The organism is Pseudomonas sp. 2,4-D, assembly GCF_030418155.1.
Lineage (GTDB): Bacteria > Pseudomonadota > Gammaproteobacteria > Pseudomonadales > Pseudomonadaceae > Aquipseudomonas > Aquipseudomonas alloputida.
In genome coordinates this window covers 1-11,768 of the sequence record NZ_JAUHUI010000059.1, presented here as the reverse complement: position 1 = coordinate 11,768, position 11,768 = coordinate 1, and the positions used below count along the sequence as shown (strand labels likewise).

The 11,768-nt window shown below is 63.2% G+C and carries 9 protein-coding genes; 2 read left to right on the top strand and 7 right to left on the bottom strand.

What is annotated here, in order from left to right:
• Positions 1-87 precede the first annotated feature (87 nt).
• A complete protein-coding gene (locus QYE47_RS25655; protein WP_014590095.1) occupies positions 88-1,290 on the top strand; it encodes an MFS transporter in 1,203 nt (400 codons plus the stop codon).
• 132 nt (positions 1,291-1,422) lie between these two features.
• On the opposite strand, the gene QYE47_RS25650 is transcribed toward QYE47_RS25655, so the two are convergent.
• Positions 1,423-4,443 carry an FAD-binding and (Fe-S)-binding domain-containing protein gene (locus tag QYE47_RS25650; RefSeq protein WP_014590094.1) on the bottom strand — a complete coding sequence of 1,007 codons (3,021 nt, stop codon included), beginning with the start codon at positions 4,441-4,443 and terminating at the stop codon, positions 1,423-1,425.
• 152 nt (positions 4,444-4,595) lie between these two features.
• Between QYE47_RS25650 and QYE47_RS25645 the strand changes: the two genes are divergently transcribed.
• A complete protein-coding gene (locus QYE47_RS25645; RefSeq protein ID WP_014590093.1) occupies positions 4,596-5,480 on the top strand; it encodes a LysR substrate-binding domain-containing protein in 885 nt (294 codons plus the stop codon).
• Between the two features lie 248 nt (positions 5,481-5,728).
• Here the strand turns inward: QYE47_RS25645 and QYE47_RS25640 are convergent, their stop codons facing one another.
• From QYE47_RS25640 to QYE47_RS25615, 6 genes are all read right to left on the bottom strand, one after another.
• Complete coding sequence (locus tag QYE47_RS25640; RefSeq protein ID WP_162470262.1) at positions 5,729-7,147, bottom strand: amino acid permease; 1,419 nt, start codon at positions 7,145-7,147, stop codon at positions 5,729-5,731.
• A gap of 641 nt (positions 7,148-7,788) precedes the next feature.
• Positions 7,789-8,856 carry a 23S rRNA pseudouridine(2605) synthase RluB gene (rluB, locus tag QYE47_RS25635; protein WP_003254539.1) on the bottom strand — a complete coding sequence of 356 codons (1,068 nt, stop codon included), beginning with the start codon at positions 8,854-8,856 and terminating at the stop codon, positions 7,789-7,791.
• A 265-nt stretch (positions 8,857-9,121) separates the two neighbouring features.
• On the bottom strand, positions 9,122-9,889 hold the full coding sequence (scpB, locus tag QYE47_RS25630) for an SMC-Scp complex subunit ScpB (protein ID WP_014590091.1): 768 nt from the start codon (positions 9,887-9,889) through the stop codon (positions 9,122-9,124).
• A complete protein-coding gene (locus tag QYE47_RS25625; protein ID WP_162470266.1) occupies positions 9,876-10,616 on the bottom strand; it encodes a ScpA family protein in 741 nt (246 codons plus the stop codon). Before QYE47_RS25625 ends, scpB begins: the two co-directional genes overlap by 14 nt.
• 110 nt (positions 10,617-10,726) lie before the next feature.
• Positions 10,727-11,356 (bottom strand): L-threonylcarbamoyladenylate synthase, encoded by a 630-nt coding sequence (locus QYE47_RS25620; RefSeq protein WP_014590089.1) that lies wholly within the window; start codon positions 11,354-11,356, stop codon positions 10,727-10,729.
• 13 nt (positions 11,357-11,369) lie between these two features.
• Positions 11,370-11,768, bottom strand: a 399-nt coding sequence (locus tag QYE47_RS25615) for a PHP domain-containing protein (protein WP_367317264.1), incomplete at its 5' end; no start/stop codon positions are given.

The window sequence follows — 11,768 nt, the reverse complement described above, 5'->3', positions numbered from 1 at the left end:
CAGGCTGACAGCTTCGCCCGCAAATACCCTTGCTGTGGTTAAGATGGCGGCACACACCGCCATCCTTACCGCAGCAACGGATCCCCAATGCCAGCACGCAGTCCCACGTCCCTTGCCGTCACTGGGCAAGTCGTCTCCATCGTCCTGTTCACCTTCATCGGCTACCTGAACATCGGCATCCCCCTGGCCGTTTTGCCCGGCTACGTGCACAACGACCTGGGTTTCAGTGCCGTGGTCGCCGGCCTGGCTATCAGCGTGCAGTACCTCGCGACGTTGCTCAGCCGCCCTGGCGCCAGCCGTATCATCGACAACCACGGCAGCAAGAAGGCGGTCATGTACGGCCTGGCCGGTTGCGGGCTTAGCGGGGTATTCATGCTGGCCTGCGCCTTCCTCACTCACCTGCCCTGGCTGAGCCTGGCTTGCCTGCTGGTCGGCCGCCTGGTGCTGGGTAGCGCAGAAAGCCTGGTGGGCTCGGGTGCGATCGGCTGGGGCATTGGCCGGGTGGGTGCTGCAAACACGGCCAAGGTCATCTCCTGGAACGGCATCGCCAGCTATGGTGCGCTGGCCATCGGCGCCCCACTGGGCGTACTGATGGTCAAGGGTCTCGGGCTGTGGAGCATGGGTGTGGGCATCATCCTGCTGTGCGTACTCGGTTTGCTGCTGGCCTGGCCCAAGCAAGCCGCACCCATCGTCATTGGTGTACGCCTGCCGTTCCTGCGGGTGCTGGGCAAGGTATTCCCGCATGGCTCGGGGCTTGCCCTGGGTTCGATCGGCTTTGGCACCATCGCCACCTTCATCACCCTTTACTATGCAAGCCGAGGGTGGGCCAATGCGGCGCTGACCCTTAGCCTGTTCGGCGCCAGTTTCATCAGTGCACGGCTGCTCTTTGGCAACCTGATCAATCGCATCGGGGGATTCAGGGTGGCGATCGCCTGCCTGTCGGTGGAAACGCTCGGGCTGTTGATGCTGTGGCTGGCACCCAACGCCGAACTGGCCTTGGCGGGGGCTGCATTGAGCGGTTTTGGTTTCTCGCTGGTGTTTCCGGCATTGGGTGTGGAGGCAGTAAACCAAGTGTCGGCAGCTAACCGCGGGGCGGCGGTGGGGGCGTATTCGCTGTTCATTGACCTGTCACTGGGGGTCACTGGGCCCTTGGTCGGTGCGGTGGCGGCGGGCTTCGGCTTTGCTTCGATGTTTCTGTTCGCGGCGGCTGCGGCAGCGTGTGGGTTGGTATTGAGCCTCTATTTGTACCGCCAGGGGCGTCGGGACAGGGACCGTACAACAGAAGCCTGAAAGCCGGTGCCGGCCTCTTCGCGGGTAACCCTGGGCCTGCAGGGTTGACGCGCCAGCCTGGCTTGCACGCTCCCCCGTAGGAGCGGGTTTACCCGCGAAGGGCTGCAAAGCAGCCCCCAAAGGCCCTGAACCTTAGCGCTGAGCGTACTGCAACACCACCTCAAGCGGGTGACGCATCTTCCGCTCGGTCATGCGCTTGACCTGGCTACGGCACGAGTAACCGGTCGCCAGCGGCTCCCCTTCCTTGTCCAGCTTGGTCGCCCAGCTCTGCTCGAATATGGTCCGCGAGGTTTCCTGGTTGCGGGCTTCATGCCCATAGGTACCGGACATACCGCAGCAACCCGTGGCCTCGGTCACCAGCTTCAGCCCCAGACGGGCGAACACCTGCTCCCACTGCCGGGTGCTGGCCGGCACGTTGGTCTTCTCGGTGCAGTGCGCCATCAGGCGGAAGCTGCCCGGTGCGGTAGGCGCCTGCTCGGGCAGCACATCCATCAACCATTCCTGCGGCAGCAGCACCTGCGGGCAACCCTCCAGGCCTGGCACCTTCTGGTACTCCTGGCGATACACAAGCGTCATCGCTGGGTCCAACCCCACCAGCGGCACACCGCAATCGGCCAGGGCCCTGAGCTGCGTGGCGTTGCGGATCGCTGCCTTGGCAAATGCGCCAAGGAAACCCTGTACGTGCAACGGCTTGCCGTTGGCGCTGTACGGCGCCAGGAATACCCGGTGGCCCAGGCGGTGGGCAAGGTCGATGAAGGCCGACAGCAGCGGCGTTTCGAAGTAGCGGGTGAAGGCGTCCTGCACCAGCACGATGCTGCGCTCGCGCTGGGCCGGGGTCAGCTCGCGCAGGGCCGGCACCGTGGCCACGCCGACGCGGCAACGGGTCAGGGTAGCCTGGAAGTTGAAGCGGCTGATCAGCGGGCTGTCGACCATGCCCACCTTGTCGGCCAGCAGCTGGCTCACCCACTTCGAGCCCATCACCGCGTTGTACAGCCCCGGCGCGTGCGCCAGGTAGGGAATGGTGAACTCGAGCGAGCCGATCAGGTAGTCACGCAGCGGGCGCTGGTAGCGACCGTGGTACAGCTCGAGGAAGCGCGAGCGGAAATCCGGCACATTGACCTTGATCGGGCACTGCCCGGCGCACGACTTGCACGCCAGGCAGCCGGCCATGGCGTCGTACACTTCATGGGAGAAGTCTTCCTGGCCCTGGCTGCGCGCGCGGTTGTTGCGCAGACGCGCCGGCAGGCCCTTGAGCCACGACACCTTGTTGCGCGCCGCAGCCAGCACATCGATGTTCGCCTCGCCCTGCAGGCGCAACCACTCGCGCATCAGCGAGGCGCGGCCCTTGGGCGAATGCTGGCGTTCGCGGGTAGCTTTCCACGACGGGCACATGGCGTCGTTGGGGTCATAGTTGTAACAGGCGCCATTGCCGTTGCAGTGCACGGCGCTGGGGAAGTCCTGCCATACGCGCTCGTCAATGGTACGGTCAAGGTCGCCGCGCAGGGTCACGCCATCGACCGGGGTCAGCCCCTCGGCGCTGCCCAGTGGTGTGCAGATCTTGCCCGGGTTGAGCTGGTTGTGGGGGTCAAAGGCGCCCTTCAGACGCTGCAACGCCGGGTACAGCTCGCCGAAGTACTCGGGCACGTATTCCGAGCGCAAGCCTTTGCCGTGCTCACCCCACAGCAACCCGCCATAGCGTTTGGTCAGCGCGGCAACTGCATCGGAAATCGGCTTGACCAGTGCGGCCTGCGCCGGGTCCTTCATGTCCAGTGCCGGGCGCACGTGCAGCACGCCGGCATCGACGTGGCCAAACATGCCGTAGGCCAGGCCGTAGCCGTCGAGCAGTGCGCGGAAGTCGGCGATGTAGTCGGCCAACTGCTCTGGTGGTACTGCGGTGTCCTCCACGAACGGCTGCGGGCGCACTTCGCCTTCGACGTTGCCCAGCAGGCCCACCGAACGCTTGCGCATGGTATAGACGCGGGTGACTGCCTCGGCGCCTTCGGCCAAGGTGTGGCCCAGGCGCTCGACGCTGGTGTCGCTTTGCAGGTGCTGGATGAACGCCTGCACCTTGGCGTTGACCTCGGCCGGCTCGTCGCCGCAGAACTCCACCAGGTTGATGCCCAGCGTGGGGCGCTCGGGGTCCGCCGGGAAGTACTCGGCAACGCTGTGCCAGACGATGTCTTTCATCGCCAGCATCAGCACCTTGGAGTCGACCGTCTCGATCGACAGCGGCTTGTGCGCCATCAGCGCATTGGCATCACGCAGCGCATCCATGAAGCTGGTGTAGCGTACGTTGACCAGCACCGCATACTTGGGAATCGGCAGCACGTTGAGCTTGGCTTCGACCACGTAGCCCAGTGAGCCCTCGGCGCCGCACAGCACGCTGTTGAGGTTGAAACGGCCCTGCTCGTCGCGCAGGTGAGCCAGGTCGTAGCCGGTCAGGCAACGGTTGAGCTTGGGGAAGGTGGTTTCAATCAGTTCGGCCTGGGTTTCCTGAATTTCCCGGGCCATGCGGTACACCTCGCCGACCCGGCCCGGCGCGGCGCAGGCCTGCTCCAGCGCAGCATCGTCGATCGGCAGACTGTGCAGGCGTTCGCCACCGAGCAGCACACTGTGCAGCTCCAGCACGTGGTCGCGGGTTTTGCCGTAGGTGCAACTGCCTTGGCCACTGGCATCCGTGTTGATCATGCCGCCGACCGTGGCGCGGTTGGAGGTGGACAGCTCAGGGGCGAAGAACAGCCCGTGCGGCTTGAGCGCAGCATTGAGCTGGTCCTTGACCGTACCGGCCTGTACCCGCACCCAGCGCTCTTCCACGTTGATTTCGAGAATGTTGTTCATGTGCCGCGACAGGTCGACGACGATACCGTCGGTCAGCGACTGGCCGTTGGTACCGGTGCCACCACCGCGGGGGGTCAGCCTGACCTGCTGGAAGCGCGGCTCGCCCATCAGCGTGGCGACCCGCGCCACATCATCGGCATCCAGCGGGAACACCGCCGCCTGCGGCAAGCGCTGGTAGATCGAGTTGTCGGTGGCCAGTACCGTGCGGGTTGCGTAGTCGGCACTGATCTGGCCACGGAAGCCGCTGTTGCGCAGGGCTTCGAGGAATTCGGGGTAATTGGCGCTCGGTGCAACGGTGGACAGCTGGGCGATCATCGAAGGATGGCCTCTTGATATTGGCAAAATCACGGGATCCCTGTCGCCCCAGCATGGGTTGAGGCATGCAGGGATGACGTATAGGCCAATGTTCCTGTAGTTTCGCCTCAGGGGCAAACGGATAATCCTGCCGCTATCAATGACTTTTATGAATGAATTACCGCCACCTGACCCCATCCATGTCACTGCTGCTGGCCTTCGAGGCCGCCGCCCGGCATGAAAGCTACACCCGCGCCGCCGCCGAACTGTCGCTGACCCAAAGCGCGGTCAGCCGCCAGGTACAGGCCCTGGAGCAGCAGTTGGGCCTGACCCTGTTCCGCCGCGAGGGGCGCCAGGTGCAGCTGACCGATGTCGGCCGCCTGTACCAGCGCGAGCTCAGCGAGGCACTGGGGCGCATCCGCAGCGCCACCTTGCAGGCACTGGCCTATCAATCGGGGGTAGGCACCTTGCGCCTGGCTACTCTGCCAACCTTCGGCTCGAAATGGCTGTTGCCGAGGCTGCATGCGTTCTACAGCGCTCACCCAGGCATGCTGGTGCACATTCATTCACGCATTGAAACCATCAACTTCGACACCAGCGAAATCGATGCCGCCATCGGCGTGGCCAGCCACGACTTGCCGGGGCTTGTCTGCCATCGCCTGCATGCCGAGGAGCTGGTGGTGATCTTGCCGCCGGAGGCCGGCGTCGGCAGCCAAGGCTGGAGCCCGGTGCGGATAAGTGAAGAGGTGCTGCTGAATGTGGCCAACAACCCGCATGCGTGGGGCGAGTGGTTTTCCCATCATGGCCTGCCGCACCGGGCGATGCGGCTGGGGCCGAGCTTCGAGCTGACCTCGCACCTGATCCAGGCGGTACGTGCCGGGATCGGGATCGGGCTGGTGCCGCGCATATTGGTGGAGGAAGAACTGGCCAAGGGTGAGCTGTACAGCCCAGGTGTGGCGTTTGCCAGCCAGCGTAGTTATTACCTGATCTACCCGCCGAGGAATGAGGCACTGCCGTCGCTGCGGGCATTCAGGGGGTGGTTGCTGGAGCAGATCTGATTTTGCCGGGATCACCTGACCTGAGGGCAACGCTGTACCTGTAGGAGCGGGTTTACCCGCGAAAGGGCCGGGCCTGCTGGCCAATCTCCACCTGCAGCTCACCGTTGCCGCCGCTATCGTATTCGCGGGTAAACCCGCGCCTACAAGGGTTGTAGGAGCGGGTTCACCCGCGAACAGGCCCATACAGGCAACAAAAAACCCGAAGCCAGTCACCTGACTCCGGGTTTTCGCATACCGCCTATGGCGCCTTACTTGGCCACAGTCTCAACAGCACCGCCCGCATTCACCTGGCGCCGCGACTTGACCACGTACACCACGAACATCGCAAGCAGCCACACCGGGATCGCATACACCGACACCTGGATGCCCGGGATCATCAGCATGATGCCCAGAATCAGCACCACGAAGGCCAGCACCACATAGTTGCCGTACGGGTACCACAGCGCCTTGAACAGCGGCTTCTGGCCGGTACGGTCGAGGTGCTGACGGAACTTCAGGTGCGAGTAGCTGATCATCGCCCAGTTGATCACCAGGGTGGCCACGACCAACGACATCAGCAGTTCCAGCGCGTTTTGCGGCATCAGGTAGTTCAGCAGCACGGCGACGAAGGTCACGGCAGCCGACACCAGGATCGAACGCACTGGCACGCCCCGCTTGTCGACCTTGGCCAGCGATGCCGGGGCATCGCCCTGCTCGGCCATACCCAGCAGCATGCGGGCGTTGCAGTAGGTGCCGCTGTTATACACCGACAGCGCCGCAGTCAGCACCACGAAGTTCAGCAGGTGGGCAGCCACGTCACTGCCCAGCAGCGAGAACACTTGCACGAACGGGCTGCTGCCATAGCTGCCACCCGAGGCGTCGATGCTGGCGACCAGGTTGTCCCACGGGGTCAGCGACAGCAGCACCACCAGGGCACCGACATAGAAGATCAGGATACGGTAGATGACCTGGTTGATCGCTTTGGGGATCACGGTCTTTGGCTTGTCGGCCTCGGCGGCGGTGAAGCCGAGCATTTCCAGGCCACCAAAGGAAAACATGATGAAAGCCAAGGCCATTACCAGCCCGCTGACGCCGTTGGGGAAGAAGCCGCCGTGTGACCACAGGTTGGCCACGGTGGCTTCAGGGCCGCCGCTGCCGCTGGTCAGCAGGTAGGCACCCAGGCCGATCATGCTGACGATGGCCACCACCTTGATGATGGCGAACCAGAATTCGGTTTCACCGAAGAACTTCACGTTCATCAGGTTGATGGCGTTGATCAGCACGAAGAATGCTGCCGCCGTGACCCAGGTGGGGATCTCCGGCCACCAGTAGTGGACATACTTGCCGACCGCCGAAAGCTCCGACATACCCACCAGGATATACAGCACCCAGCAGTTCCAGCCCGACAGGAAGCCGGCGAAACCACCCCAGTAGGTGTGGGCGAAATGGCTGAACGAGCCGGCCACCGGCTCTTCGACGATCATTTCACCCAGCTGGCGCATGATCATGAAGGCGATGAAGCCGCAGATGGCGTAGCCAAGAATCATCGAAGGGCCGGCGGATTTCATCACGCCAGCCGAGCCGAGGAACAGGCCGGTACCAATCGCACCGCCGAGGGCGATCAACTGGATATGGCGGTTCTTCAGGCCCCGCTTTAGCTCGCCTGAATGCATGTTTTGTCCACTCATGAACGAAGTCACCTGCATTGTTTTTATCTGTGACGGAATCGGACCCACCGCGCTCGTGGCGCAGCGGAATGGGCAAGGTGGTTACCTTGGGTTTCTTGACCTCAGGTGCCGCCGGAGCGGGTCAACCAGGCGTGATCAAGAGTGCGCGGTACGCAAGAGGGTCACAGGTAAAACGCGGCGCACTGTATACCCCTGCAAACGCGCAGGCGTCAACGCGTTGCATCGTTTCCTCGGGAAAAAACGCAGCGTTCCTGTGGTTCAGGCCTTCAAAGGCGAAGTGATCGGCGTACATGGCGCCTCCATTTGTTGTTTTGTCAGCCCGGCTCTATGGGCGGGCTTCTGCACAAGGCAATGGCGGCTATAACACCGTGGGGACGGGGGTTTGGGCAAGGGTGGCTGGCGCCATGGTGACGGCTTTGGCACAGGAGCGCCGGCAAGGTTTGTTTACACGATCGGGCTTGATCTGAAATGCGGACTGAAAACGGCCATATTCGTACAGTTTTCTTTACAGGGCGGCTCAAGAACTTGCCAGTCGTCCGAAAAATTCTTTCTGCTCAATATCTTGGGCCGCTTGGCGCGCATTCCCGCAGGCATAAAAAAACCAGCCCGAAGGCTGGTTCCTTGATTACCACGCTGGCTTATCAGCCACGCGGCTTGCCGCGACCACGGCCTGCCGGCTTGTCACCATCAGGCTTGCCCGGACGCTTGCGCATCTCGCTCGGGCGCTCAGCCACCGTGCTGCCACGGGTGGGTTTACGCGGCGCTTCTTCACGCGGCTGACGCGCCGGGCGTTCGCCAGTAGCGGCACCTTCGTGGGCCGGGCGCAGGTTGCGCACGCGCTCGCCACGGCCCAGCGGGCGGGTCGACTTGCGCTGCAGGCGCTCCATCTTGTCCTTGGCCTTGAGCTTCATGGCTGGCAGCGCGACCGGCTGCAGGCCGACTTCGGCGGCGAGGATGTCGATTTCGCCCTGGGTCATTTCGCGCCAGCGGCCCATCGGCAGGTCGGAGTTGAGGAACACCGGGCCGAAACGCACACGCTTCAGGCGGCTGACCACCATGCCCTGGGATTCCCACAGGCGACGCACCTCACGGTTACGACCTTCCATCACCACGCAGTGGTACCAGTGGTTGAAGCCTTCGCCACCCGGTGCCTTCTGGATATCGGTGAACTTGGCCGGGCCGTCTTCCAGCATTACGCCGGCTTTCAGGCGCTCGATCATCTCGTCGTCGACTTCACCACGCACACGTACCGCGTACTCACGGTCCATCTCGTAGGACGGGTGCATCAGGCGGTTGGCCAGCTCACCGTCGGTGGTGAACAGCAGCAAGCCAGTGGTGTTGATGTCGAGGCGGCCGATGTTGATCCAGCGGCCTTCTTTTGGCCGTGGCAAGCGGTCGAACACGGTCGGACGGCCTTCCGGGTCGTCACGGGTGCAGATTTCGCCGTCGGGCTTGTTGTACATGATCACCCGGCGAGTGGCCTCGGCGGCCTCCTCGCGCTTGATCAGCTTGCCGTCCACGGCGATGGCGTCGTGCAGGTCTACGCGCTGGCCAAGGGTGGCCTCGACGCCGTTGACCTTGATGCGACCCTGGCTGATCCAGGCCTCGACATCACGCCGCGAGCCCACGCCAATGCGCGCCAGCACTTTCTGCAGCTTTTCGCCGGATGGCGGGGTGATTTCGGTTTCTTTCAGGTCTTGCTCACTCATCTGGGCACCTCCCGGTGTAGGAATGAAAACAGGTTTCTGGCGACGAACGCGCCAAAAGGCCGCGCATCATACGCGGTTCATCAGGGGAACGCACTGCAGGGTAGAGGGTTTTGTGGGGATGGGCATGATTTTCTGCCCAGTGGGCTTTGTGCTGGCCTCTTCGCGGGCAGGCCCGCCCCTACAGGTACGCGCAACCTTCGGAACCTGTGATACCACTGTGGGACCGGGCTTGCCGGCGAAGAGGCCAGCACAGGCAACAGATCAATCAGGGCTGTGCCTTGATCTCCTCCTCCACCGGAGGCTCAGGCTCTTCTCCCCGTAGATCATCAAAATCGGTTTTCAAACCGTCTTCCATGGCATCCAGTTCCACCAACAGGCTACGGAAGCTGGTCTCCTCTCTCGGCTCACCAACCTCCTCTTCCCCAAGGCTGGCATCCGCCAACGCCTGCAGGTGCGCAGGCACCGGCGCATCATCCGGATCAAGTTGCGGCTCTGGTTCCATTTCGCGCAGCTCGGCCAAGGCCGGCAGGTCCTCAAGGCTCTTGAGGTTGAAATGGTCGAGAAACGCCTTGGTGGTGGCGAACATCGCCGGCCGCCCGGGCACTTCGCGGTAGCCGACCACGCGAATCCACTCGCGCTCCATCATGGTCTTGATGATATTGCTGTTCACCGCAACGCCCCGCACATCCTCGATTTCACCCCGGGTGATCGGCTGGCGGTAGGCAATCAGGGCCAATGTCTCAAGCAGCGCACGCGAATAGCGCTGCGGGCGCTCTTCCCACAGGCGCCCGACCCAAGGGGCATAATCCTCGCGAATCTGCAGGCGATAGCCGCTGGCCACCTCCTTGAGCTCGAACGCACGCCCATCGCACGACTTGCCCAGCACCTCCAGGGCCCGCTTGAACACCTTGGGCTCAGGGCGCTCGGCCTCCTCGAACAGCTCGTACAGGTGCTCCAGGGATTGCGGCTTGCCCGAAGCGAGCAAGAAGGCTTCGATCAGCGACGCCAGGTCGCGGGGTTCATTCAGGTTCATCGGGTTCTTCAACTGGCGCTGGGCGAAGCCGCACGTGAATGGCGGCGAAAGGTTCATTCTGCACAAGTTCGATCAGCGATTCCTTCACCAGCTCGAGAATGGCCATGAAGGTCACCACCACGCCCAGCTTGCCCTCCTCGGCAGCGAACAGCGCGATGAACGGCACAAAGGCACCGCCCTTGAGACGCTCCAGCACCTGGCTCATGCGCTCGCGGGTGGACAAGGTCTCACGGGTGATCTGATGGCTTTCGAACAGGTCGTTGCGGCGCATCACCTCGGCCATGGACATCAGCAGCTCTTCCAGGCTGACCTGAGGCAACAGCTTGCGTACCTTGGCCTGCGGCGCTTCCAGGCGCGGCACCACCACCTCGCGCCCGACCCGTGGCAATTCGTCGATGCCCTCGGCGGCAGCCTTGAAGCGCTCGTACTCCTGCAGGCGGCGGATCAGTTCGGCGCGTGGGTCACCCTCCTCCTCCTCGACGTCGGCGGAACGCGGCAGCAGCATGCGTGACTTGATCTCGGCCAGCATGGCAGCCATCACCAGGTATTCGGCGGCCAGCTCAAGGCGTACGCTTTTCATCAGCTCCACATAGCCCATGTACTGCCGGGTGATCTCGGCCACAGGGATGTCGAGGATATCGATATTCTGCTTGCGGATCAGGTACAGCAACAGGTCCAGCGGGCCTTCGAAAGCTTCGAGGATGACTTCAAGGGCATCCGGCGGGATGTACAGGTCCAGCGGCAGCTCGGTCAGGGCTTCACCATAGACCAGCGCCAACTGCAGTTGCCGAGGCTCCTCGACCCGTTCGGCCGGCGCCTCAGGCGCTTCCAGCTGGCTCACGCGTTGACCAGGAACGGCGTGGGGTCGCCACAACCTTCGCGGATCAGTTCCGGTTCGTCGCCGGAGAGGTCGATGATGGTCGACGCCTTGAGGTCGCCGAACCCGCCATCGATCACCAGGTCGACATGGTGCTCCAGCCGTTCACGGATCTCGTAAGGGTCGGTCATCGGCTCGCTGTCGCCCGGCAGGATCAGGCTTACGCTCATCAGTGGCTCGCCCAACTCGGCCAGCAAGGCCAGGGTGATGGCGTGGTCCGGCACACGCAGCCCGATGGTGCGACGCTTATCGTGCAACAGCAGGCGCGGCACTTCACGCGTGCCGTTGAGGATGAAGGTGTAAGGCCCCGGCACATGCGCCTTCAGCAAGCGGAAGGTGCCGGTGTCGACCTTGGCGTACAACCCCAGCTGCGACATGTCGCAGCACATCAGGGTAAAGTTGTGCGTCTTGTCCAGCCCGCGTAGGCGCCGCACCCGCTCGATTGCCGACTTGTCGCCTATCTGGCAACCCAGCGCATACGCCGAATCCGTCGGATACACCACCACGCCCCCCTTGCGGATGATCTCGACGGCCTGTTTTATCAGGCGCGCTTGTGGGTTCTCCGGATGAATCTGGAAAAATTGGCTCACGTAATCGTCCTGTTCATAGCGCCAAAGGCTGTTCATGGCTGAATCGACGCCACAAAGGTGGCAGATCCTCGGGCAAAGGCCGATAGGCACCGATCTCGCCCCAGGTGCCGGGGCCGTGGAAGTCACTGCCAGCGCTTGCCAGCAGGCCGAACTCACGGGCAAGAATGGACATGGTGCCCACTTGCTCGGCAGGCATCATCCCGTTTACCACTTCAAGCGCCTGCCCTCCTGCCTGAATATAGTCGGCAATCAGCCGCCTGCGCTTGCTGCGGGTCAGGTCGTAATGCATGGGATGCGCCAGGCTCACCCAGGCGTTGGACTCTCTCAGCGTGGCAACGGTTTCGTCGAGCGTCGGCCAGTGCTGCTTGACGTCGCCCAGCTTGCCGGCGCCCAGCCACTTGCGAAACGCTTC